We start from the raw sequence: 22,487 nt of genomic DNA, 5'->3' as shown, positions 1-22,487 counted from the left end.
CTGAAGGGCATCAGCCCCGACCACATGAACATGATCACGCTGCCCGTCCGCTACGACGCCCAGGACACCGGCCGCGTCCTGCCCATGACCAAAGCGTCCCACCAGGTCTGGCAGGCCCTGCAAGACGACCGCCCGATCCCCAAGTCCGCGACCCACAACTCGGTCGCCGCACGCACCGACTCACCGGTGACCACCGGCACCTAGAGGACATCGGGCCGTGCCGTCACGGCAGGTCGGTGCGGCCCAGCCAGGCAGGCTTCACCGGCACCCCGTCCGCGTACCGGTCCACGGTCGGACCCGAGGGCGCCGGAGCGGCGTCCTCGTGCGGCGCGGCGGGCGGGGGCACAGCGTCCTCGGGTGTCGGCACGGGCTTCGGCTGCGGCTCGGGCGGCGGCGCGGCGCTGTCCGCCACGAGCTCCGCGACCGTGAACCGGGAACTGAAGGACTGCCAGGCACCGTCGACGACGAGCAGGAACCCGTCGGCGGTACGGAAGACCCGACTGCGCTTCGGACTGCGGGGATGCTCCGGCGTGTAGCGCCCGATCCACGCCCCCAGTTCCGCCAGGGCCTCTTCACGAGAGCCCTCCACATGCGCGAGCACGGACGCCTCCATGTGCTTGCGCTCCCCCGTCCCCACGGTCATCTCGACGATCAGCCCCCAAGTGGCCATGCGCCGCCCCCTTTCCGCTCGTTCGGCTCACCCACAGCGTAGGCGGCTGCCCACCTGGGCGATCAGCGGTGGCGGGCCGGAACACCCGCTCGTAGCTTCGCCATATGACCAAGCGACAGATTGCGTACCTCGCATGCACCGCGGCCCTCGTCGCGTCGGGAGTGGGGGCCGCCGCCCCGTCGTCCGACTGCCGATCGGTGCACCGGGTGAACCCGGGCGAGTCGATCCAGAAAGCCGTGAACACGGCAAAGCCGGGAGACGTCATCGTCCTCTCCCCCGGCACCTACCACGAGAGCGTCAGCATCACCGTGTCCGGACTGACGTTGCGGGGCGCGGGCTCCCGGTCCACCGTCATCGTCCCTGGCAAGGCGTCCGCCGACAGCGCATGTGCCAAGGCCGGCAACGGCATCTGCGTGACCGGCACCAAGAGCAAGCCCGTCGAACACGTCACCGTACGCTCGTTGACCCTTCGCGGTTTCACCAAGAACGGTCTGTGGGCGACGGGTACCGATCGCCTCCGGATCGAGGGAGTGACCTCCGAGAAGAACGGCCAGTGGGGCATCGGCCAAGAGAGGTCCGTGCGCGGGGTGGTCCGCTACGACACCCTCAAGGGCAACGGCGACGCCGGCCTCTTCCTGGGCAACACGGTCTACGCCGAGGAGGGGGCCCTGGACACCAAGAGGGCGGTGGTCAGCCACAACCTTCTGCTCGGCAACCGGATCGGCCTCACCGTGCGGCGACTGCGGAACGTGGCGGTCCGCCACAACGAGGCGACCGGCAACTGCGCCGCGATGATGCTCGTGGGTGACGAGAACAAACCGCGCCCCGGCGCACTGACGGTGCGGAACAACTACGTACACGACAACAGCAAGTACTGCCCCGCGACCGCGCGCCTGCCCTACATCCAGGGGTCGGGCATCGTCCTCACCGGCGTCGAGGACTCGCTGCTGGCGAACAACAGCGTCGTGAACAACGTGGGCAAGGCCCCGATGTCGGGCGGCATCGTGCTCGCCAAGAACTTCAAGGGTGCCCTCAACCAGCGCAACGAGATCCGCGACAACCTCGTGATGGGCAACACGACCGACCTGGTCACCCAGGACAAGGGCAAGGGCAACAAGTACCGCGACAACAGGTGCGCGGTGTCCGTGCCCGTCGGAAGGTGCTGAGGACCCATGCCATGTCCGCATCCATCAGGCCAGCAGAAGCGAGGCAACAGATGACGACCGTTGATCAGGCTCCCCAGTCACCCATGCGCCTGCGGGAGCTGGTTTTCGGGGCAGCGTGCGCCGCCGCCGTACGCGCGGCCGCCCGCCTGGGCGTGGCCGACGCCATGGGCGACACGCCCATGAGCGTGGATGACCTGGCGGCTGAGGTGAAGACCCAGCCGCTGACACTGCGCCGACTGTTGCGCGCACTGTCCAGCCAGGGCGTCTTCACGGAGCGCCCGGACGGCACCTTCGCGCACACGGAGATGTCCCGGCTCCTGCGCGAGGACGACCCGCACAGCCTGCGCTACATCGCGCTGTGGTGCACCGAGCCGTGGACCTGGAACGTCTGGCCGAAGCTCGACGAGGCGGTGCGCCACGGCCGCAACGTCTTCGAGGACGTGTACGAGAGTGAGTTCTTCACCTATCTCAACCAGGAGGCTCCCGAGTCGGCGCACGTGTTCAACCGCGCCATGACGACGTCCAGCGAGCAGTCCGCGCGCGACGTCGCCGACCTCCTCGATCTGGAGGGCGTGGCCTCGGTCGCGGACATCGGCGGCGGTCACGGGCAGGTCGTGGCCAGCCTGCTGGAGAAGCACCCCGGCATGCACGGCACGCTGCTCGACCTGCCGGGGGTGGTCGAGAACGCCGATCCGCGCCTGCGCGAAGGCGGTTCGCTGTCCTCGCGGGTGCGCATCATCGCCGGTGACTGCCGCGAGGACATCCCGGTCCAGGCGGATGTCTACATCATCAAGAACATCCTGGAGTGGGACGACGACAGCACCCGCAGGGCGCTGGCCAACGTCCGCAAGGCGGCGCGGCCCGGTGCCCGCGTCATCGTCATCGAGAACCTCGTCGACGACACCCCGTCGATGAAGTTCACGACGTCCATGGACCTGCTGCTGCTCCTCAACGTCGGCGGCGCCAAGCACACCCGGCTGAGCATGGTCGAGCGGCTGACGGACGCGGGTCTCGTCCTCGGCGAGGTCCGTCCCGTCAACGCCTATCTGCACGCCTTCGAGTGCACCGTGCCCGCCTGACCCGCACACAGTCTCCGGACACAACCCGAGGCCGCCGGCTCCGCGTCTGACGCGGGACCGGCGGCCTCGGGTTGTGTCGTGCCCTCACTCAGGAGGGGTTGTTCCGGTCCCAGTGGTAGAAGCGGTGCGCCATGGCGTCCTTGGGGCTGCGCCATGTCTGCGGGTCGTACGCGCTGACGTAGGCCGACAGCTGATCGCTGACATTGCGGAACTCGGGGTGCCCGGCCACCTGTGCGATGGCGGGCGCCGGGTCCTCGTCGGACTCGATGAGGTGCAGGTACACGTCGCCGAACTGGAACAGGCTACGGCTGTTGACGCCGATCAGGCGCGGGAGCTCACCTCGGTCGGAGGCGGCGAACACGTCGGAGATCGCCGGCGCCGAACCGGGCGCCATGCGGGCGACGATCAGGGCGTGATGCATCGGGTTTTCCTTCCTGGACGGACGGTCGGCGATCAGCGGGGCACGGCGGCCTTCTGGCGGTCACGGGCGACGCGCTCGATCCGGTCGCGGATGAGGCCCATCTGCGTGACGGAGTTGCGGTTGATGTTGTCCGTCATCCAGGCGTCGTCGACCGGGGCCTCGGGCTTCATGGCGAAGTCCTGCACCCAGTCCATGCGGGTGCCTTCCGGGGTCTCCTTGTAGTCCCACCGGATGTCCATGTGCGCGAAGGGCCCGGTCTCGACGCGGCGGGCACGCACGGTCCGCTTGGTGCGGTCCATGGTCCGCTCCGAGACCCAGCTCCAGACCTTCCCGTTGTCGTCCGGGTGCATGGTCAGGCGGAAGGTCGTCGTGTCGCCCTCGCGGGAGAGCACTTCGAGGGACGCGTACTCACTGAAGAGCTGCGGCCAGTTCTCGATGTCGTTGGTGATGTCCCAGACGAGGTCGATGGGGGCGTCGATGGTGATGCTGTTCTCTGTGTGTCCTGACATGTCAGGCTCCAGCCTTGAGGGTGCTGTTGACGAGGTCGAGGAACTCGCGGGGCGTCTTGCAGCGCTCCGAGTCCTGGGGAAGCGACGCGCCGTACCGGTTCTCGAGCTCGCCCACGATGCCGAGCAGGCCGAGGGAGTCGAGGCCGACGGCGTCGAACGGGTAGTCCGGCGACTGCTTGAGTTGCTGGGGGTCCACGGTGACTCCGGCCGCCTTCTTCATGAGGCCGGCCAGATCGTCGAAGGTCAGTTCTGCGGTGATCATGCGGGTGTTCTCCTTCCCGCCCGGTCCTACCGGGCGGAGTCGCCACCGCGGCGCACTACCAGCGCCGCGTTGGAGCCCATGAGTCCCCTGCTGAGGACCAGGGCCGTGCGCAGCTCGGCGGGGCGAGCGCGAGACATCACCAGGTCGAGGTCATGGCAGATGTCGAACACGTTGGGGGTGGGGGGTACGAGGTCGTTCTCCATGGCGAACACTGCGGAGACGACGTCCAGGACGGGCGCCGCGCAGTAGGCCCGCCCCGTACCGGTCTTGGGTGCCGTGACGGGGACGCGGCTGCCGTGCGCCCCCAGGGCGTCGGCGATGGCCAGCGCCTCGGCGCGGTCCGCCTCCGGTACGCCCATGGCGTCGGCGAAGACGACGTCGATCTCCTCCGGGGCGCAGCCCGCCTCGTCGAGGGCGCCCTTGATCGCTCGGGCGAGCCCCTCTCGGGACTCCTCCCAGCGCGAGGCGCCGGTGAAGGTGGCCGAGTGGCCGGCCACCACGGCCCGGATGTCCGTCCCCCGTTCGCGGGCGCGGGTCTCGTCCTCGACGACGAGCATCGCGCCGCCCTCGGCCGGCGCGAACCCGCGGGCTCCCTTGGTGAAGGGCAGGTAGGCCCGGTCGGGGTCCTCGGCGGTGCTGAGCTCGGGGTAGCCGAGCTGGCACACCATCGAGTACGGGGCGAGAGGCGCCTCGGCGGATCCGACGACCATGGCGCCGGTTCCGCGCCGTACGGTGCGGGCCGCGTGCGCGATGGCGTCCAGACCGCCCGCCTCGTCGCTGGCGACCACTCCGCACGGCCCCTTGAAGCCGCTCCAGATGGAGATCTGTCCGGTGCTGGCGGCGTAGAACCAGGCGATGGACTGGTAGGGGCCCACGAATTTGGAGCCCTGACCCCACAGCTTCTGGAGCTCCCGCTGTCCGAACTCACCACCGCCGGAGCCGGCCGCGGTGACCACGCCGATGGAGTACGGCTCCGCGGGGTCACCGCGGCTGAGCCCGGCTTCGTCGAGGGCGAGCGCCGCAGCGGCCATACCGAAGTGGGTGAACCGGTCCGTCTGGACGAGGAACCGCTCCTCGATGAGGCCCGCGGGATCGAAGCCGCGGACCTCACCGCCGACGCGGAGCGGCATGTCCTCGCATCCTTCGCGGGTGATCCGGTCCAGGGCGCCGAGGCCCTCCCGGACGGATTTCCAGTACGCGTCGGCGCGCAGTCCGTTGGGCGCGATCACACCGATCCCGGTGATGGCCGCGCCGCGGGCGCGTTCACTGCTCATCGTGTCCTCCCACCTGGTTCGGTCAGGAGCACCGCGGACTGGAATCCGCCGAATCCACTGCCGACGGAGAGCACGTTCCGCAGCTTTCGCGGGCGTGCGGTGCGCGGTACGTAGTCCAGGTCGCACTCGGGGTCGGGGGTCTCGTAGTTCGCCGTGGGCGGCACCACCTGGTGCTTCATGGCAAGGACGCAGGCGACCACCTCGATCGCGCCGATCGCACCCAGCGAGTGACCCACCATGGATTTGATGGAGCTCATGGGTGTGTCGTAGGCGTGAGCTCCCAGGGACACCTTGACCGCGGCCGTCTCGTGGCGGTCGTTCTGTCTGGTGCCCGAACCGTGGGCGTTGACGTAGTCGATCAGCGTGGGGTCGATGCGGGCCTGGCCGAGCGCGTTGTCGATCGCCCGTGCCATCTCCAGGCCTTCGCTGGTCAGACCGGTCATGTGGTAGGCGTTGCCGTAGGTGGCGTAGCCGCTGAGCTCGCAGTAGATGTGCGCGCCGCGCGCACGGGCGTGCTCGTAGTCCTCCAGGACGAGCACCGCGGCGCCCTCGCCCATCACGAAGCCGTTGCGGTCGGCGTCGAAGGGGCGGGAGGCGTGCTCGGGGTCGTCGTTGTTGGGCGACGTCGCCTTGATGGCGTCGAAGCACGCCATCGTGATCGGGGAGATCGGCGAGTCCGACGCCCCGGCGATGCAGATGTCGGCGCGGCCTTCCTCGATGGTGTGGAAGGCGTAGCCGACCGCGTCGAGCCCGGAGGTGCAGCCGGTGGAGACCGTCTGCACCGGGCCCTGGGCACCGAACTGCTCGGCGACGACCGAGGCGAGTGTGCTCGGCGAGAACGCCATGTGCAGTTTCGGTTCGGCCGCGCGGTGGTCCACGTCCCACCGCTTCCCGCCCTCGCTGACCAGCACGTAGTCGCGCTCCAGGCGAGTGGTGCCGCCGATGGCGCTGCCGAGTGACACCCCGATGCGCCAGGGGTCCTCGACTCCGGTGTCGAGTCCGGAGTCCTTGACGGCTTCGTCGGCGGCGATGACCGCGAACTGGATGTATCTGTCGGCGTGTTCGACCAGTTCCGGGTCGAGGCCGTGCGCGATCGGGTCCAGGTCGCACTCGGCGGCGATGCGTGAGCGCAGGCCCACCGGGTCGAAGAGCGTGATGCCGCGGGTCGCGGTACGGCCGTTGGCGAGAAGGTCCCAGAACGCTCTCGCCCCGATACCGCCCGGGGCGACTACACCGACTCCGGTGACCGCCACCCGCCGGGTCACGTTATGGCCCCACTACGCTCGGACGGCTGTCCATGTCCTGGCGCGGTCAGGTCCGGACCACCGGTGATGAACCCGGGTCCGGCTTCGGCGCCCTCGGTCTCCTCCGTGTCGACGTGGCCGAGGCTGGGGCGCGGGGCGAGCGGGCCGAGGTGGAAGACCATACGGGCCTCCACGTCGCCGACGTTGCGGAAGCGATGCCGCATGTTGATCGGGATCAACAGGCCCTGGTCCGGGCGGAGTTCATGCGTCTCGCCGTCCAGGTCCACCTCCAGGGCGCCGTTGACGACGTAGACGAACTCCTCCGAGTACGGGTGGTAGTGCTCGCCGATGCGCTCGCCGGGCTGGACGAGGGCCAGGCCCATGAACCCGCTGGTGGAGCCGACCGTCGCGGGCGTGAGCATCGCCCGCAGGTCACCTCCTCGCCGGCGGTTGGGTTCGGTCTCGCTCAAGTCCACGATGCGTGGATTCTTGGTCATGGTTGATACCTCCGGGTGCGGCGGTGGCGTCCGGGGCAGCTCGCCCGCGGACACCCCGCGGTTGTCCGTCAGGAACCCGCCGAGCTGCGGTCGGTGATGGGCATCATGTCGGCGTGCGACAGGAGCCGGTTGATGTTGCGCTCCGTCTGCAGGGAGCCCTCGACGCCGATCGCGGCGCCGTCGAGGAGCCGCTCGAGCTCCGCGGCCTTCTTGGCGCCCTTGAGGCCGAGGGAGGCGACGGGGTCGCTGTCGAGCTCACCGGTGATGTCGATGAGGCGCACCACGATGTCGTCGCGCTGGAAGACGGTGCTGCCGTACACCGGGTTGTCCGGCTCGTCCGCCGCGGCCGCGTCCTGCTCGGCCAGCAGCCGGGCCAGGTCCATCCCGCGGCCCTTCTTGGCCGGGTAGTACAGGGCGTGACGCCGCAGGTCGCGCGGCACCGGAACGTCGGACACCACGTGATGGACGGCCGGAAGCGCGGCCCGGGTGAAGAAGACGCGCGCCGAATCGGCGTCGGTCAGGTCCCTGTGCTGCTCGAGGTAGGGGTTGATGGCTTCCTCCACCGCCCGCACCTCGGGCTGGCGGGCCACGTGACGCAGCGCGGCGAGGAGGTCACCCTCCACCTCCACGGCGCGCACGACGCGGTTGCCGTGCATGAAGAGCGAGGTGCGGCGCAGGCGGGTGGTGTCGTCGACCTGGGCCTGGGGCGACTGATACCCGGCCAGGATCTCCGCGACCTTCGACTCGGAGCCCGGCTTGACGGTGAAGGTGAGGGCGTGGCGCGCCGCGCCGTCGCCCACCCGGGCCGTCACCGCGTTCGCCGCCGCCGGCGCCGGCGTGACCGGCTCGGCGGGATTGGTCTCCCGGAGGATGCTGTAACGCATCGACCGGGTGTCCTTGACGCAGCTGTGCATCGGCCTGACGGTCTCGACGTGCTCCTCGCTGTTCACCCAGGCAAGGAAGGGCGGGGCGCTCTCCCACTCGCTGGTGATGAGCCACTGCGAGGGGTTCTCGATCGACTGGCAGAGCTGGTCACTGAGGTGACCGGGCACGGACGCGACCTGATTGCGCATGTGCTCGTACGCGTCCAGGAACTGCTGCTGGGCTCCCTCGTACAGATCGAGCAGGAGGATCACTCGCAACTTGGAGCCGTCGAAGGCCGACTGCGATATGCGTCCTGAGATAGGGGTCATACGGCACACCTCTCCTCTTCCTCACAGAAGATCGGAAACGACCACCGCGTCCGAAATGCCGGGGTCGCCATGAGCCGATCGTCGATCGGGCCCCCGGGGGGCGCGATCCACAAACGCCGTACGGGTGACCGAGGCACCCATCCGGGCGCTCCAGGGGGCGAAGCGACGCGGGGAGGCATGGACTGTGTTCAACCCCCGACTCACCCGTGGCTGCGGCTGGAGGCAATCAATGAACCGATCGGAAGAGCCCCTCGACGGCGCTCAGCACGTGCCGGTACTCATAGTCGGCGGCTCCCTGGTGGGCCTGTCGACCTCGCTGTTCCTGGGGCGTCTCGGCGTCCCGCACATGCTCGTGGAGCGCCACTCGGGCACGTCGATCCATCCCCGCGGGCGCGGCAACAACGTGCGCACGATGGAGTTGTTCCGCGTGGCCGGAATCCAGCAGCGCATCGAGGACGCCGCGTCGGTCCTGGCCGACAACCACGGCATCCTGCAGACGCCGACCCTGGTGGGCGACGCCGGCGAGTGGCTGTTCAAGGAGATCGACCCCGGTGGCGGGCTCGCCCGCTTCAGCCCCGGCGGATGGTGCCTGTGCAGCCAGAACGACCTCGAACCCGTACTCCTGGAGAGCGCGCGGGAGCTGGGCGGGGACCTGCGGTTCCACACCGAACTGATGTCGTTCCAGCAGGACGCCCAGGGTGTGACCGCGCAAATCAAGAGCCGCGACACGGGCGAGCACACCACCGTCCGGGCGGACTACCTCGTCGCGGCGGACGGCCCGCGCAGCCCCATCCGCGAGCGGCTCGCCATCGGGCAGAGCGGCCCGGGCGACCTCTTCCACAACGTGAGCATCACGTTCACCTCGCGCGGCCTCGCGGACGCCGTCGGCGACCGGCGCTTCATCGTGTGCTACCTCACGAACCCGGAGGCCGACGGCGCCCTGCTGCCGGTCGACAACCGTGAGCACTGGGTGTTCCACGCTCCCTGGCACCCCGAGAACGGCGAGACGCTCGAGGAATTCACGGACGAACGCTGCACGGAACATATCCGGCGGGCCACCGGAGTCCCGGACCTCGATGTGCAGATCACCGGCAGGGCCGCCTGGCACGCCGCCGAGCGGGTCGCCGAACGGTACTCGGACCGCCGGGTGTTCCTCGCCGGCGACTCGGCCCACGAGATGTCCCCCACCGGGGCGTTCGGCTCCAACACCGGTATCCAGGACGCGCACAACCTCGCCTGGAAGCTGGCCGCCGTCCTTGGCGGCTGGGCCGGCCCCGGTCTGCTGGAGTCCTACGACCTGGAGCGCCGGCCGGTCGCGGAGGCGACGAGTGCCCGCGCCTCGACGCGATCGGTCGAGCACAGCCACCCGGGATACACCCCCAACCCGGAAGCCGGCAGACCGGGCGCAGGCGGCCCCGGTGGACCGGGCGCAGGCGGCCCCGGTGGACCGGGCGGACCGGGCGGACCGGGCGCAGGCGGCCCCGGCGGCAAGAAGGGCGGAATCCTCAACGTGGCGCTGGGCTACCGCTATCCGCGCGGCGCGGTCCTCGGCGCCGACCCGGCGACGCCGGTCGTACCCGAGGGAATGCGGCTGACCGGCGAGCCCGGGAGCCGCGCGCCCCACATGTGGCTGAACCGCGCCGCCACCCGGGTCTCCACCCTCGACCTGTACGAGCGGTCGCTGGTGCTCCTGAGTTCGGGGGACGGCGACGGCGCGTGGCACAACGCGGCCACGGCCATCGCGCAACGGATGGCCGTGCCGCTCGACTCGTACCGCATCGGCAGTGGGCCCGACGCGGAGCTGTCCCCCGTCGGCGACGTGGACTGGGCGGAGACCCACGGTGTCGCCTCGGGGGGTGCGGTCCTCGTCCGCCCCGACGGGTTCGTCGCGTGGCGGTCCGAAGGGCCGTCGACGGATCCCGGGAAGGAACTGCGGGACGCCCTGATGGGAGTCCTGGACCGGGACTGACAACTCCCGCCGGCCTCAGACAAGATGGGCGAAGACCACCAGGTTGTCGGTGTAGTCCTTCTTGACGTGGTCGTAAGCCCCGGTGCAGGTGATCAGCCGGACCTGAGCCTGAGGCGTGTCCCCGTATACGCGCTCGTTGGGGAAGTTGTTTTTCGCGAACGTCTCGACGCTGTCGACCACGAAGGAGGCCGTGCGCGAGTCGTCCCTCCTGACGGTGAAGGTGTCCCCCGTCTTCAGACTGCTGAGGCCGGCGAACACCGCGGCTGACGTCTTCGTGTCGACATGCCCGGCGATGATCGAGGTACCGGTCTCGCCCGGGGACACGCCGTCGGCCTGCCAGCCGACCAGGTTCGTGTCGGCGGCAGGCGGGGGCTGCAGCTGGCCCGTGGGGCCGATGGCGAGCTCGGTGAAGGGGGCGTCCACGCCGATCTTCGGGATGAGCAGCCGCGTGGGCTTGGCCCGCGGCAGATGCTTTCCGACGGGCACCACGGGTGCTGAGGGCGGCACGGCCTCCGACGGCGGCACGGGCGGCACGGCCTCCGACGGCGGCACGGGCGGCACCGCGTCCGAAGGCGGCATGACGTCCGAAGGCGGCACGGCGTCCGAGGACGGCGCGTACGCCATCGCGGGCCGCGACGCACCGGAGGAATCGGAGGTGTCTGACGACGTGTCCTGACCGCCGAACAGACTCACCGCCAGGACGACGATTCCGACGGACCACACGATCCAGGCGCCGATGCGGGATCGGCGCCCGGGCGGCACGGACTCGGTCTGGTTGGGGGAAGGCAACCGGGCTGCCATCTGGCATCACCTCACTGGAACGAGCAGATCGGGAACAGCGCAAGAAGATCGGGATCGGCAAAGGGGTCCGGTAACAGCGCAAGCGCGGTTCGGGACCGCGCATCTAGGGTCTTTCGTTTGGATCAGGCTGGATCAGGGAGCGGGGTCTGGTGCGTGCACCTGCAAGGCGGAGGATTGAGGCGACGCGATGAGGGTCCTCGCTGCTCGAGCGAAGCCGAGAGCTCGGGGGAGTCGGCGACTGACGACAACGCCGCGAGGTTCAAGAGGGAACTGCGCAAATGGAAAGCAGGCCGGGCCGCCGCGACGTGTTGACGCGGCGGCCCCGGCCGCTATGACGGGCACCGGTCAGGACGCGTCGGCGGTGCGCTTACGGCGCATCGCGAACGCGCCGGCCGCGGCGACCGCGAGGATCGCCACGCCGCCTGCCGTGACACCCGGCGTGGCGAGCCCGCCGCCACCGGTGTGCATGCCACCACGCGGCTTGCCGTAGTCGGAGCCGGAGCCGGAGCCCCACGAGTCCTTGCCCTGCTCGCCGTCCTTCTTGTAGGTCTCCGGGTCGTACTTCTCCTTGTCCTTGGTCCAGTCGTCGTCGTTCACCAGGCTGAGGGCGCCGCCACCGGTGTGCACGCCACCACGCGCCTTGCCGTAGCCGTCGCCGCCCCCCTTGCCACCCTTGTCGCCGTAGCCGTCGCCGTGCTCCTTGCCACCCTTGTCGCCGTGCTCCTTGCCACCCTTGTCGCCGTAGCCGTCGCCACCCTCGTCGCCGTAGCCGTCGCCGTCCTCCTCGCCGTAGCCGTCGCCGCCCCCCTTGCCACCCTTGTCGCCGTGCTCGTCCGAGTCGCCCTTCTTGTTCTCGTCCTTGCTCCAGTCGTCACCCTTCACCATGGAGAGGGCGCCACCACCGGCGTGCACGCCACCACGCGGCTTGCCATGGTCCGAGCCGTAGCCGGAGCCGTGGCCTTCCTTGCCACCCTTGTGGCCGTAGCCGTCGCCGTGCTCCTTGCCACCCTTGTCGCCGTGCTCGTCCGAGTCGCCCTTCTTGTTCTCGTCCTTGCTCCAGTCGTCACCCTTCACCACGGTGAGGGCGCCACCACCGGCGTGCACGCCACCACGCGGCTTGCCGTGCTCCGAGCCGTAGCCGGAGCCGTGGCCTTCCTTGCCCGAGCCGTGCTCTTCCTTGCCCGAGCCGTGCTCTTCCTTGCCCGAGCCGTGCTCTTCCTTGCCCGAGCCGTGCTCTTCCTTGCCCGAGCCGTGGTCTTCCTTGCCGGAGCCGTGGTCTTCCTTGTGGTTGCTGTCTTTGTCGTGCCCCGCGCTGTAGGAAGAGTCGTCGTTGTCCCAGTCGCCTGCGGCGGCGGCGAACGCACCAGGAGCAGCGATGGCGAGTGCGGCCGTAGCCGTCGCGGTAGCGAGGAGCATGCGGGCAGTACGCATCGTCGAAGTCCTTCCGCCACGGCCGAGCCGCTGACACATTGTCAGCTCGAATTACTCGGCCCCGACCTGATTACCGTCAGCCACAAGCGGCCCGCGCACCACTCGAGCCACGCGCGCGATTGATAGCCGCGCCGTCACCTCATCGGCCTCCAATGGCTCAACCCAGGGACAAGTCATAGATCCTGACCAGGCATTTCGCCAAAGGGGTTTCCCTGACTTCCGGCTGGCAGGTCGCTTCAGGCACAACCCGATCGGCCCCGACACGACTGCGCGCACCCGGCCCAACCGAACCAGCGGCCCGGCCCACCCCGATCGCTGACGACGGGTCCGATCCCCCCGGCCCTCATCGCTGACGCCCAGTCCGATCCGGCCGTCCCTCGTCGCTGACGAGGCGTCCGACCCGCGCCCGCCCTGATCCCTGACGACGGGTCTGATTCGCCCGTCGTCATCCCTGACGACGGGTTCGATCCCCCCGCCCTCGTCGCTGACAATCAGTCTGATCCGCCTGGCCCAGTGACTGGGGAGGCTCGTGGGCATCGCGCTGTCGCGACACGCCGACGCGCACTGAACTTGACGCTGCTCACCGTCTCCTCATGGTGGCTCCCCGCATAGCACCGCCCAAAACTATGGTGCCCCACCACATGTGCCGTTGACCTGCGTCTTTCTACCTTGTGCCGACACGTACCCGTCCCCGCCCAACGCCTGGAAGTGGTCCACATGGCCTCCGCAGCAACCGCTCCCCCACCGCCCGCGAGCCTCCGGCGGATCGTCGCCGCGAGCCTCATCGGCACCACGATCGAGTGGTACGACTTCTTCCTCTACGGCTCCGCCGCCGCGCTCGTCTTCAACACGCTGTTCTTCCCCAACGAGGACCCGCTCGTCGGTACGCTCCTCTCCTTCCTGACGTACGCCGTCGGGTTCGCGGCCCGGCCGCTCGGCGCGCTCGTCTTCGGGCACTTCGGCGACCGGCTCGGCCGCAAGAAGCTGCTGGTCATCAGCCTGCTCATGATGGGCGGCGCCACCTTCGCGATCGGCCTCGTGCCGACCTACGACACGGTCGGCGTAGCCGCCCCGGTGCTGCTCACCGTGTTGCGCCTGGTCCAGGGGTTCGCCCTCGGCGGCGAGTGGGGCGGCGCCGTGCTCCTCGTCTCCGAGCACGGGGACGCCAAGCGGCGAGGTTTCTGGGCCTCCTGGCCGCAGACCGGAGCGCCCGCGGGACAACTGCTCGCCACCGGCGTGCTCTCCTTGCTGACCGCGCTCATCTCCGACTCCGCCTTCACCTCATGGGGCTGGCGCATCCCGTTCCTGCTGTCCGGCGTCCTCGTCATGGTCGGACTGTGGATACGTCTCTCTGTCGATGAGTCACCTGTCTTCAAGGAGGCGCTGGCCCGGGCCGAGGCACGCAAGACCGCGCAGGGCGGCGCGAGCGAGAAGCCGCCGCTCGTCGCCGTGCTGCGCCATCACTGGCGCGACGTCCTCGTTGCCATCGGCGCCCGCATGGCCGAGAACATCAGCTACTACGTCATCACCGCCTTCATCCTCGTGTACGCCGTCACGTCGACCGGTGTCTCCAAGCAGACCGCGCTGAACGCCGTACTCATCGCGTCCGCCGTACACTTCGCGGTCATCCCGGCCTGGGGCGCGCTCTCCGACCGGGTCGGCCGCAGGCCCGTGTACCTGCTCGGGGCCGCGGGCGTGGGCCTGTGGATGTTCCCGTTCTTCTCTCTCATCGACACCGGCAGCTTCGGGAACCTGCTCCTCGCCGTGACCGTGGGCCTCGTGCTGCACGGTGCGATGTACGCGCCGCAGGCGGCCTTCTTCTCCGAGATGTTCGCGACGCGGATGCGCTACTCGGGCGCCTCCATCGGCGCGCAGTTCGCCTCGGTCGCGGCGGGCGCCCCCGCGCCACTCATCGCGACGGCCCTGCTCGTCGACACCGGTGGCTCCACCTGGATCGCCCTGTACGTGATCGCCGCCGCCGTCGTGACGCTGATCGCCGTCGGAGTCGCGAAGGAGACGAGGCACCGCGACCTGGCCCACATCGAGGAGGATGGCCCGGCCGGCGAGGAGTCGGCCGCGGCCCGAACGGCGGACGCCCGCACCGCCTGACCCGGCCACCGCTCCCCGGCCCCCGTACGCACCCCGCGTACGGGGGCCTTGCCGTCACACGACACACCAAGCACCAAGCACTGCGCACCGCGCCCCGCCCGTCAGCCCGATATCGCCCCGGCCAACCGGTGCAGCCGCAGCGCTAGTTGGATCTCCAGGGCACGCGCGGGCGACTGCCAGTCCGGGCCGAGCAGGCGCCCTATGCGTTCCAGGCGCTGCGCCACCGTGTTCACGTGCACGTGCAGCGCGTCCTTGGTGCGGGCCGGGCTCATGCCCGAGGCGAAGTACGCGTCGAGCGTGCGCACGAGGTCCGTCCCCCTGCGCCGGTCGTACGTCACGACCTCGCCCATGGTCCTTTCGACGAACCCGGAGATGTCCCGGCTCTCCGCGAGGAGCAGGCCGAGGAAGCCGAAGTCCTCCGCGGCCGCGCCCTCCCCCGCTCTGCCGAGCAGGCGCAGGGCGTCCAGGCAGCGCTGCCCCTCCGCGTAGGCCGCGGCGACGGTGTCGGTGCGGTTGGCCAAGTCCTCCACGGGGGCCGACGCGCCGACCGTCACCTGCTCGTGGACCGCGGAGGAGAGGTGCTTGGCGGTGCGGCGGGCGAGGTCGGAGGCCCGGTCCGCGGCTCTGAGGGGAAGCAGCAGGACCGTCCCCCCGTCGCGCGCGGCGGCGAGCCCGTGCCGAGTGGCGGCGAGGTGGGACGCGGCGGACCACAGTCGGCGCCGTGCGGCGGCCTCATGTTCGGCGTCGGCGCCCGGGGTCTCCAGGCGCGCGGCCAGGACCACATGGGTGGCGTCCAGGTCGGCGTGCAGCCGCGCGGCGCGCTCCCGCAGCAGTCGCGGGTCCCGGTCCCTCGCGTCGAGCAGATCGTCCAACAGCTCGCCCCGTACGCGCTGTTCGGCCTCGGAGGCGGAACGCCGGGCGAGCAGCAGGAGCGAGGTGACCATGGCGGCGCGCTCCAGAGTGCGCTGGTCGACGGGGTCGAGCCCCGGGTGGCCGCGCAGCACGAGCGCTCCGAGGAGTTCGCCGCCCGCCGCGACGGCGGCGACCCAGTCGTCCCCGTCCCGCACGGCATGCCCGTCGGCGCGCGAGGCGTCGAGGGGTTTGTCGGGGGCGGTGACCGCGTCGGCGAACTCCACTGTCCCGTCGAGGACTTGGGCCACGGCGGCCGCCACGTCGTGGACGCCGCCGCCCCGCAGGACGAGTTCGGCGAGGCGGTCGTGGATGTCGGACGCGCGTTCGATGACGTCGCCGCGGTCCCGGATGATCTCGTTGGCGCGCTCCAGCTCGCCGAGCGCCTCTCGGGTCTCGGAGAGCAGGTTGGCGGTGTCGATGGCGGCCGCGGCGAGCGCCGCGAACGAGCCGAGCAGCGCGATCTGCTCCCGCTCGAAGACCCGAGCGCGCCGGTCCGCGGCGAACAGCACGCCGATGACATGAGGGCCGAGCATCAGAGGCACGCCCAGGATCGCGACGAGACCCTCGTCATGGACACCGGTGTCGATGGTGCGCGTGTGCTTGAAGCGGACGTCCTGGGCGTAGTCCGCGGTGACGTACGGCCGGGCGGTCTGGGCGACGAGTCCGCCGAGGCCCTCGCCCATGCCGAGCCTGAGCTGCTGGAAGCGCGCGGCGACGGAGCCCTCGGTGACGCGCATGTAGGTGTCGCCCCTGGCCGGGTCGTTCAGCGTCAGATAGGCGACGTCCGTGCCGAGGAGGGAGCGGGCGCGCTGCACGATGGCCTGGAGGACGGCGCCCAGGTCGCGAAGGCCCGCGAGATCGTGCGCGGTCTCGAAGAGCGCGGACAGCTCCGCCTCGCGGCGGCGCCTGCCTTCGAGGTCGGCACGGACGCGCAGGGCGAGCCCCTTGGCGTGTTCGAGGGCGTCGATCCGCCCCGGTGGCTCGCCCTCTGCGCGGGCGACCAGCACGGGCTGTTCGTAGGCGTCGGCGGACGCGCCCCGGGCGAGGAGCTCGAGGAACGGCGCCTCGGCACTGGATGCGGGGCGTTCAGAGCCTGCGGGGCCTGACGGGGACTGTGCTGGATCGTGCGACATGCTCAACAGGATTACCCGTCGTACGGCCGGCCCCGCCAGCCCTGTGGACAACTCAATGGATCAGACAATCGCCGCCACCCGCGAGGGTGATCAGTGTGCGGTCCAGCCGCCGTCCAGAACGAGCGACGTCCCGGTGATGAAGGAGGCCCGCGGGCTGCACAGATACGCGACCGCCTCGGCGACCTCGTCGGGTTCGATGAGCCGCTTGAGCGCGCTGTCCTGGAGCATGACCTCGGCAAGGACCCGCTCTTCGGGGATGCCGTGGGCGGCGGCCTGGTCGGCGATCTGCTTCTCGACCAGCGGCGTACGGACGTAGGCGGGGTTCACACAGTTCGAGGTGACGCCGTGCGGAGCGCCTTCGAGCGCGGCGGTCTTGGAGAGCCCTTCGAGGCCGTGCTTGGCGGCGACGTACGCGGACTTGAACGCGGACGCGCGCAGGCCGTGGACCGAGGAGAGGTTCACGATGCGCCCCCAGCCCTGCTCGTACATGTGCGGCAGGGCGCCCCGGATCAGGCGGAAGGGCGCCTCCAGCATCACCGTCAGGACGGTGTGGAAGACGTCGGGCGGGAACTCCTCGATGGGGCGCACCAGTTGGATGCCCGCGTTGTTGACCAGGATGTCGGCGCCCGCGGCGCACTCCTCGGCCGCGTCCAGGTCGGTGAGGTCGAGGACGCGCGGCTCGATGCCGCCGGGGGTGGCGCCGGCCTGCTCGACCAGCGCGTCAAGGCCCTCCCGGTCCCGGTCGACCGCTCTCACCTTGGCCCCGGCCGCGGCGAGCCGCAGCGCGCAGGCGCGGCCGATGCCGCCTGCGGCGCCGGTGACGAGTGCGATGCGGCCGCCGAGATCGAGCGGCGCGGTGAGGGGTGCGTTGGGCGCGGTCATGCTCCGCACCCTAGGCAGCGCTCGCGCCCCACCCGATGTGGTCAGCACCCATACTTCAGCGCTCGGACATGGTCTCGAACCATGTCGGCCCGTCGGAGGCCGCCTGCTTGATCCGGAGCAGGCAGAAGTCGCTCAGCGGCGGCAGCGAGTCCAGTTCGAACCAGCCCACCTCGAGGGACTCGTCGTCGTTGACCCGGGCCTCGCCGCCGGTCGCCCGGCACCGGAAGGACGTGTCCGTGAACTGGCACTGGTCGCCGTTCGGGTACGTCACCGGCTTGAGGGTCTTCACCAGGACGACCCGCTCGGGCACGCACTCGACGCCCGTCTCCTCGTACACCTCGCGTACGGCGGCTTCGGCGGGCTGCTCCCCCGGCTCCGGGATTCCGGCGAGGACCGCCCACTTTCCGGTGTCGGCGCGGCGCCCGAGAAGAACCCTGCCGTCGTCGTCGAAGACGACGGCGCTGACGCCGGGCAGCAGGAGGAGCTGGTGGCCGATGCTGTCCCGGATCTTGCGGATGAACTCTGGGGTAGCCATGCCTGCGACCCTATCCGGCGGCGGACCCGCTCCGGCGGGAGCGCACCACGGCCCAGCCGAGACCGCCCACGCCGATGGCCACGAGCAGCAGCTCCGGCCATCCGCCCAGGCGGGTGGCAAGGGTCAGCGAGGTCCGCTTGGGCACGTCGGCGACCAGGGTGTCGGCGACGAACATGCCGGTGTGCTGGGCGACGGATCCGTCGGGCCTGATGATCGCGCTGACGCCGCTCGTCACCGGCACCATCACCGCTCGGCCGTGCTCCACGGCGCGCACCCGGTCCATGGCGAGCTGCTGGTAGGTCATCTGGCTGCGGTCGAAGGTGGCGTTGTTGCTGGGCACGGAGAGGATCTGCGCGCCCGCCTCGACCTGGTCGCGCACGACGGAGTCGAACGCCGCCTCGTAGCAGGTCACCGGACCGATCCTGGTGCCCGCCATGTCGAAGACGACCGGCTGCTTGCCGGCCACGAAGTTGCCCGCGCGGTCGACGTCCTTGCTGAAGATACGGAAGAAGCTCCGGTAGGGCATGTACTCGCCGAACGGCTGGAGCTGCCGCTTGTCGTAGACGGCGCCGGGGCCCGTCTTCGGGTCCCAGAGGATCTGCCGGTTGCGGGGCGTGCCGTCCTTGGCGGTGACGACGGCGCCGACGGAGATGGGAGCGCCGACGGCCTTGGCCGCCTTGTCGATCTCGGCGTACGCGTCGGGGTTGACGTAGGGGTCGATGTCGGAGGAGTTCTCGGGCCACAGCACGAGGTCGGGCTTCTTGACCTGGCCCGCCTCGATCTTCGTGGCGAGCTTCATCGTCTCCCGTACGTGGTAGTCGAGCACGGCACGGCGCTGGGAGTTGAAGTCGAGGCCCATACGCGGCACGTTGCCCTGGATGACGGCCACGCGCGCGGTGCCTTCCTCTGCCGCCGTGGAGACGAGGGGCGCCGCGACGGCTCCCGCGATGACGGGCGCGACGGTGAACGCGGCGGCGACGGCCAGGCCTCGGTCACGTACACCGCGTACGTCCTTGAGGCGCAGCGCGAGAGCGGCGAGGCCGAAGCCGCACAGGACGACCGCGAAGCCCAGCAGCGGGGTGCCGCCCAGTGAGGCGAGCGGCAGGAACAAACCACTGGGCTGACCGAACGCGACCTTGCCCCAGGGGAAGCCGCCGAAGGGGAAGCGCGCCCGCAGCGCCTCGTCCGCGATCCACACGCCCGCGGCCCACAGCGGCCACAGCGGCAGCCGTGAGACATAGGCGACGCCGAGTCCGGCCAGGGCCATGACGAGCGATTCCGCGAGGGCGAGGGCCAGCCACGGCAGCGGCCCGACGTCGACGCCCGTCCACGACAGGAGCGGCACGAGGAAGCCGAGGCTCATGAGGAAGCCGAGGCCGAACCCCGCGCGCATCCGCCGCCCGTGAACGGACGCTCCGAAGAGCGCGAGGGCCAGGGGCGCGAGCCACCACAGCTCACGGGGCGGGAAGCCGACGTACAGCAGCACTCCGGAGAGCACAGCGGCGGCGGCCGGAGCGATCCGTCGGGGCAGGCGGGCCCGGCGCGAGGCGGGCGCCGACTGCGGATCGAGCTGTTCCGGCTCGTCTACGGAGGTTGCGGTGGCGGTCACTCGGGGAGTGTACGGCGGGTCACCTGCCGGGCGACACGGCGGTCTGCGGGGGTCGCGCCGGCCGCGCGGACCACCCCGTGCAGCATCGTTCCTGCGCAAACCGTGCACAAACTGGTGCATCAGCCGTTACGGTGTGCCCCGAGTCCCCGAGGAACGGCCGTATCCGGCCATGACGCTCGGGGCCCGTCACAGTCGGGGGGCGACGGGGTGGTGGGGACCACGGGGATGTCGTCGACGGCCGGTCCGTCGGCGGAGTACGAGCGGCGCAATGTCGCCGACGCGGCGGGCGTCTTCGCGCTCGGGGCGTGCGCCGTCTGGTCGCTGATCACCGCGACCGCCCGCGCGGGCAGGCCTGAGGGCGTGCTCCTGGCGGTGCTCGCCGTGGCTGCGAGCTATGCCTGCGGCCGGATCTCCGGCGCGCTGCTGCCCATGGCGGCGCCCTGCGCGGCGGCCTTCGCGGGACTCGGGCTCGCGCTCGCGTCCCCGCACGCGGTGCCCGCGCCCGACACCGGCTCTCCGCTCGGCCGTACCGGCGCGACGGCGGCACTCCTGGTGCTGTCCACCGGGGCGGCGTGCTGCGCGGCCTGGGCGGCGCGGCGCCCGCCTGTGCGCGCGGCCCTGTTCCTGCTGGCGGGCGGCACGGTCGCGGCTGCCGCCGCCGTCGGGTCGATCGCCGGTGTCACCGCGTGCACGGGAGTGCTGCTGTGCTCCCTCGCCTCGGTGAGGATGCGGCACCACAGGGGCCTCGGCCTCGCCGGTCTCGGCGTCATGACGGGGCTGGTGACCGGACTCTCCCTGGCGCTGCTGAAGGGCGTACTGCCCTCGGGGCTCTCCGCTTCCCTGGAGGGGCAGCTCTCGCAGCACCGGATCCTTCTGTGGCAGGACGCGCTGCGCCAGGCCGAGTCCGATCCGGGCCTCGGGGTGGGCCCCGGCCGCTTCGGGGAGTTCAGCCCCACGGTCGGCGAGACGCTGCTGCCCGACGGCAAGCCGCACTCCGCCCCGCTCCAGCAGGCCGCCGAGCAGGGCCTCGTAGGCGTCTGCCTGCTGGCCGCGGTGTTCTGCTGGCTCCTGTACGTCCTGTGGCGGTCGGCGCGCTCCACGCCGGTGGTCCTGACGGCGGGCGCGGCGCTGACCGCTCTCGCCGGTCTGGCGACGCTCGGCAACGCCCTGAGCTTCACCACCGTCACCGCGGGCGCGGGCCTGCTCGCGGGGGTGGCGACGGCGAGACCCTGGGGCGACGAGCCGCCCTCGGAAAGCACTACGGCCGCCCCGGTACGTGTCCGGGGCGGCCGTGTGTAAGTGTGCGGGTGCCGTCAGGCGACGGGGCCGACAGAGGTCGGCTTGAGCCGGTCGTGGATGGCGCGCACCGCGGACTCGGCGTTGTCCACGGTCACCGTGAACTTCCTGCCGTCGCCCATGATCAGCACGACGCCCTCGCCGCGCCGGACGACGACGGCCGTGCCCTGCTCGGGGCGCCAGCGGTATCCCCAGCCGCCCCACTGGCGGGGCGTGACACGGGGTTCGAACTCGGCTCCCACCACATGGGCGAGCAGGATGCGGCGGCGTGGCACTCCTATGTGGCCGCACCGCACTTCCAGGTAGTCCTTGTCGACCTTCACGGCCACATGGACGAAGGCAAGGGTCCCGAACAGGATCAGAAGACCCGCGGCGATGCAGCCGACCACCGACATCACCAACGCGGCGATACCGGAAGTCCACTGGGAAGCCACAGCGAGCTCGATGCCGAGCGCCACACACGCAGCGCCGCCCAGCGCTGCCAGCCACTGCACGCGATTGTGTGCACGGCCTGTCCAGATCTCGGGGGCGACGGACTCGCGCCGCTCACTACCGGAGTGGTCCCTCATGGAACTGAGACTACTCATGTTCCGCAGTGAAGGCACTGTGCCGCGGAGAGTGATTGCGCCCGGCCCCGGGACGCCTGGGCCGTGCCCGAAATCCGGGCGCAGCCGTCACTGTGCGTGGCTGACGGCGGCCTGGAGCAGCCGACCCTCCGCGTACGCGAGTGCGGCGGGCGGCAGCGCGGAGGGGCGGCCGCTGAGGATGACGGTGAGTGCGCCCTGCGCACTGCTCTCGGCGTCGGGCCCGGCGCCGATCCTGCGCAGTGCCTGCGCGGCGACGGCACCGGCGCTGCCGTGCAGGACGAGCGGCGGCATGCCGGGCTGCTGGACGGCGGCGCGGATGCGTTCCGCCACGAGTTCGTAATGGGTGCAGCCCAGGACCACGGCCCTTACATCGGTCGGGGTGAGCGCAGCTGCGGCCGCGATCGTCCTGTCGATGGCGTCCTCGTTTGCGTGCTGCACGGCGTCGGCGAGGCCCGGGCAGGGCACCTCGGTGACCTCGACCCCGTCCGCGAAGTCCCGGATCAGTCCCCGCTGGTAAGGGCTCCCAGTGGTGGCGGGAGTGGCCCAGATGGCGACGGGTCCGGCGCCGGCGGCGGCCGGCTTGATCGCGGGGACCGTGCCGATGACCGGGATGCCGGGTTCGAGGCGGGCCCGCAGGGCCGGCAGGGCATGGACCGAGGCGGTGTTGCACGCCACGATCAGCGCCTCGGGACGGTGCTCCGCGGCGGCCTCGGCGACGGCCAGGGCCCGCTCGGTGACGTCCTGCACGCTGCGCGGCCCCCAGGGCATCCCGTCGGGGTCGGAGGACAGGACGAGATCGGCGTCGGGCCGCAGGCGCCGTACCGCGGCGGCGGCCGCGATGAGTCCGATTCCCGAGTCCATCAGCGCGATCTTCACCCGGAAACCATAGACGATGGCCCTCACACCAA

Annotated in this window: 21 protein-coding genes and 1 pseudogene; 6 read left to right on the top strand and 16 right to left on the bottom strand. The window is 70.8% G+C overall.

Annotation, left to right across the window (positions count from 1 at the left end; all coding sequences use genetic code 11):
• Positions 1–204 (top strand): annotated as a pseudogene (locus ACWFR4_RS40160) (LCP family protein); the annotation flags it as partial.
• Positions 205–223: 19 nt separating this feature from the next.
• Here the strand turns inward: ACWFR4_RS40160 and ACWFR4_RS40155 are convergent.
• A complete protein-coding gene (locus tag ACWFR4_RS40155; RefSeq protein WP_453656560.1) occupies positions 224–670 on the bottom strand; it encodes a hypothetical protein in 447 nt (148 codons plus the stop codon).
• 104 nt (positions 671–774) lie between these two features.
• Here ACWFR4_RS40155 and ACWFR4_RS40150 point away from each other — a divergent pair, with 104 nt between their 5' ends.
• Together ACWFR4_RS40150 and ACWFR4_RS40145 are read left to right on the top strand one after the other, a co-directional pair.
• Positions 775–1,836 carry a right-handed parallel beta-helix repeat-containing protein gene (locus ACWFR4_RS40150; protein ID WP_453656559.1) on the top strand — a complete coding sequence of 354 codons (1,062 nt, stop codon included), beginning with the start codon at positions 775–777 and terminating at the stop codon, positions 1,834–1,836.
• Between the two features lie 50 nt (positions 1,837–1,886).
• On the top strand, positions 1,887–2,915 hold the full coding sequence (locus ACWFR4_RS40145; protein WP_453469409.1) for a methyltransferase: 1,029 nt from the start codon (positions 1,887–1,889) through the stop codon (positions 2,913–2,915).
• Positions 2,916–3,003: 88 nt separating this feature from the next.
• Here ACWFR4_RS40145 and ACWFR4_RS40140 read toward each other — a convergent pair whose 3' ends face one another.
• From ACWFR4_RS40140 to ACWFR4_RS40110, 7 genes are all read right to left on the bottom strand, one after another.
• Complete coding sequence (locus ACWFR4_RS40140) at positions 3,004–3,336, bottom strand: TcmI family type II polyketide cyclase (RefSeq protein WP_453469744.1); 333 nt, start codon at positions 3,334–3,336, stop codon at positions 3,004–3,006.
• A gap of 32 nt (positions 3,337–3,368) precedes the next feature.
• Entirely contained in the window at positions 3,369–3,845 is a 477-nt protein-coding gene (locus tag ACWFR4_RS40135; protein ID WP_453469743.1) for an SRPBCC family protein, read from the bottom strand.
• A gap of 1 nt (position 3,846) precedes the next feature.
• The gene (locus ACWFR4_RS40130) at positions 3,847–4,107 is read right to left on the bottom strand and encodes an acyl carrier protein (RefSeq protein ID WP_227293245.1); all 261 of its coding nucleotides are present in this window, start codon (positions 4,105–4,107) and stop codon (positions 3,847–3,849) included.
• A gap of 26 nt (positions 4,108–4,133) precedes the next feature.
• Entirely contained in the window at positions 4,134–5,381 is a 1,248-nt protein-coding gene (locus ACWFR4_RS40125; RefSeq protein ID WP_453656558.1) for a ketosynthase chain-length factor, read from the bottom strand.
• Positions 5,378–6,646, bottom strand: a complete 1,269-nt coding sequence (locus tag ACWFR4_RS40120; protein WP_453468696.1) for a beta-ketoacyl-[acyl-carrier-protein] synthase family protein — start codon at positions 6,644–6,646, stop codon at positions 5,378–5,380. The genes ACWFR4_RS40125 and ACWFR4_RS40120 overlap by 4 nt, the downstream gene beginning before the upstream one ends.
• Positions 6,643–7,122: a cupin domain-containing protein gene (locus ACWFR4_RS40115; RefSeq protein WP_453468697.1), complete on the bottom strand. Its 480-nt coding sequence runs from the start codon at positions 7,120–7,122 to the stop codon at positions 6,643–6,645. The genes ACWFR4_RS40120 and ACWFR4_RS40115 overlap by 4 nt, the downstream gene beginning before the upstream one ends.
• A gap of 68 nt (positions 7,123–7,190) precedes the next feature.
• Positions 7,191–8,315: a SchA/CurD-like domain-containing protein gene (locus tag ACWFR4_RS40110; protein ID WP_453656557.1), complete on the bottom strand. Its 1,125-nt coding sequence runs from the start codon at positions 8,313–8,315 to the stop codon at positions 7,191–7,193.
• A 229-nt stretch (positions 8,316–8,544) separates the two neighbouring features.
• Here ACWFR4_RS40110 and ACWFR4_RS40105 point away from each other — a divergent pair, with 229 nt between their 5' ends.
• Positions 8,545–10,284 carry an FAD-dependent oxidoreductase gene (locus ACWFR4_RS40105; RefSeq protein WP_453656556.1) on the top strand — a complete coding sequence of 580 codons (1,740 nt, stop codon included), beginning with the start codon at positions 8,545–8,547 and terminating at the stop codon, positions 10,282–10,284.
• Positions 10,285–10,299: 15 nt separating this feature from the next.
• On the opposite strand, the gene ACWFR4_RS40100 is transcribed toward ACWFR4_RS40105, so the two are convergent.
• Positions 10,300–11,085 carry a class F sortase gene (locus tag ACWFR4_RS40100; protein WP_453656555.1) on the bottom strand — a complete coding sequence of 262 codons (786 nt, stop codon included), beginning with the start codon at positions 11,083–11,085 and terminating at the stop codon, positions 10,300–10,302.
• Between the two features lie 345 nt (positions 11,086–11,430).
• Entirely contained in the window at positions 11,431–12,516 is a 1,086-nt protein-coding gene (locus tag ACWFR4_RS40095) for a hypothetical protein (RefSeq protein ID WP_453656554.1), read from the bottom strand.
• A gap of 717 nt (positions 12,517–13,233) precedes the next feature.
• Here ACWFR4_RS40095 and ACWFR4_RS40090 point away from each other — a divergent pair.
• Complete coding sequence (locus tag ACWFR4_RS40090) at positions 13,234–14,625, top strand: MFS transporter (protein WP_453458655.1); 1,392 nt, start codon at positions 13,234–13,236, stop codon at positions 14,623–14,625.
• A 101-nt stretch (positions 14,626–14,726) separates the two neighbouring features.
• On the opposite strand, the gene ACWFR4_RS40085 is transcribed toward ACWFR4_RS40090, so the two are convergent.
• From ACWFR4_RS40085 to lnt, 4 genes are all read right to left on the bottom strand, one after another.
• Entirely contained in the window at positions 14,727–16,670 is a 1,944-nt protein-coding gene (locus tag ACWFR4_RS40085) for a helix-turn-helix domain-containing protein (RefSeq protein WP_453458658.1), read from the bottom strand.
• Between the two features lie 90 nt (positions 16,671–16,760).
• Complete coding sequence (locus ACWFR4_RS40080; RefSeq protein WP_453458661.1) at positions 16,761–17,552, bottom strand: 3-hydroxybutyrate dehydrogenase; 792 nt, start codon at positions 17,550–17,552, stop codon at positions 16,761–16,763.
• A 55-nt stretch (positions 17,553–17,607) separates the two neighbouring features.
• Complete coding sequence (locus ACWFR4_RS40075) at positions 17,608–18,087, bottom strand: NUDIX hydrolase (protein WP_453656553.1); 480 nt, start codon at positions 18,085–18,087, stop codon at positions 17,608–17,610.
• 10 nt (positions 18,088–18,097) lie between these two features.
• Positions 18,098–19,696, bottom strand: a complete 1,599-nt coding sequence (lnt, locus tag ACWFR4_RS40070) for an apolipoprotein N-acyltransferase (protein ID WP_453656552.1) — start codon at positions 19,694–19,696, stop codon at positions 18,098–18,100.
• Between the two features lie 225 nt (positions 19,697–19,921).
• On the opposite strand from lnt, the gene ACWFR4_RS40065 reads away from it, so the two are divergent.
• Entirely contained in the window at positions 19,922–20,995 is a 1,074-nt protein-coding gene (locus ACWFR4_RS40065) for an O-antigen ligase family protein (RefSeq protein WP_453458669.1), read from the top strand.
• Between the two features lie 14 nt (positions 20,996–21,009).
• On the opposite strand, the gene ACWFR4_RS40060 is transcribed toward ACWFR4_RS40065, so the two are convergent.
• Positions 21,010–21,561 carry a hypothetical protein gene (locus ACWFR4_RS40060; RefSeq protein ID WP_453458671.1) on the bottom strand — a complete coding sequence of 184 codons (552 nt, stop codon included), beginning with the start codon at positions 21,559–21,561 and terminating at the stop codon, positions 21,010–21,012.
• A gap of 105 nt (positions 21,562–21,666) precedes the next feature.
• Positions 21,667–22,455, bottom strand: coding sequence for a glutamate racemase (locus ACWFR4_RS40055; protein WP_453458674.1), 789 nt, complete (start codon positions 22,453–22,455; stop codon positions 21,667–21,669).
• Positions 22,456–22,487: the final 32 nt, after the last annotated feature.

Source organism: Streptomyces sp. NPDC055140, assembly GCF_053607285.1.
This window is presented reverse-complemented; position numbering and strand designations above follow the sequence as displayed.

Excerpts from the sequence above, each read along its gene's own strand:
- ACWFR4_RS40155 (WP_453656560.1), bottom strand. The coding sequence starts at position 670 with ATGGCCACTTGGGGGCTGATCGTCGAGATGACCGTGGGGACGGGGGAG.
- ACWFR4_RS40150 (WP_453656559.1), top strand. The coding sequence starts at position 775 with ATGACCAAGCGACAGATTGCGTACCTCGCATGCACCGCGGCCCTCGTC.
- ACWFR4_RS40145 (WP_453469409.1), top strand. The coding sequence starts at position 1,887 with ATGACGACCGTTGATCAGGCTCCCCAGTCACCCATGCGCCTGCGGGAG.
- ACWFR4_RS40140 (WP_453469744.1), bottom strand. The coding sequence starts at position 3,336 with ATGCATCACGCCCTGATCGTCGCCCGCATGGCGCCCGGTTCGGCGCCG.
- ACWFR4_RS40135 (WP_453469743.1), bottom strand. The coding sequence starts at position 3,845 with ATGTCAGGACACACAGAGAACAGCATCACCATCGACGCCCCCATCGAC.
- ACWFR4_RS40130 (WP_227293245.1), bottom strand. The coding sequence starts at position 4,107 with ATGATCACCGCAGAACTGACCTTCGACGATCTGGCCGGCCTCATGAAG.
- ACWFR4_RS40125 (WP_453656558.1), bottom strand. The coding sequence starts at position 5,381 with ATGAGCAGTGAACGCGCCCGCGGCGCGGCCATCACCGGGATCGGTGTG.
- ACWFR4_RS40115 (WP_453468697.1), bottom strand. The coding sequence starts at position 7,122 with ATGACCAAGAATCCACGCATCGTGGACTTGAGCGAGACCGAACCCAAC.
- ACWFR4_RS40110 (WP_453656557.1), bottom strand. The coding sequence starts at position 8,315 with ATGACCCCTATCTCAGGACGCATATCGCAGTCGGCCTTCGACGGCTCC.
- ACWFR4_RS40105 (WP_453656556.1), top strand. The coding sequence starts at position 8,545 with ATGAACCGATCGGAAGAGCCCCTCGACGGCGCTCAGCACGTGCCGGTA.
- ACWFR4_RS40100 (WP_453656555.1), bottom strand. The coding sequence starts at position 11,085 with ATGGCAGCCCGGTTGCCTTCCCCCAACCAGACCGAGTCCGTGCCGCCC.
- ACWFR4_RS40095 (WP_453656554.1), bottom strand. The coding sequence starts at position 12,516 with ATGCGTACTGCCCGCATGCTCCTCGCTACCGCGACGGCTACGGCCGCA.
- ACWFR4_RS40090 (WP_453458655.1), top strand. The coding sequence starts at position 13,234 with ATGGCCTCCGCAGCAACCGCTCCCCCACCGCCCGCGAGCCTCCGGCGG.
- ACWFR4_RS40085 (WP_453458658.1), bottom strand. The coding sequence starts at position 16,670 with ATGTCGCACGATCCAGCACAGTCCCCGTCAGGCCCCGCAGGCTCTGAA.
- ACWFR4_RS40080 (WP_453458661.1), bottom strand. The coding sequence starts at position 17,552 with ATGACCGCGCCCAACGCACCCCTCACCGCGCCGCTCGATCTCGGCGGC.
- ACWFR4_RS40075 (WP_453656553.1), bottom strand. The coding sequence starts at position 18,087 with ATGGCTACCCCAGAGTTCATCCGCAAGATCCGGGACAGCATCGGCCAC.
- ACWFR4_RS40065 (WP_453458669.1), top strand. The coding sequence starts at position 19,922 with ATGTCGTCGACGGCCGGTCCGTCGGCGGAGTACGAGCGGCGCAATGTC.
- ACWFR4_RS40060 (WP_453458671.1), bottom strand. The coding sequence starts at position 21,561 with ATGAGGGACCACTCCGGTAGTGAGCGGCGCGAGTCCGTCGCCCCCGAG.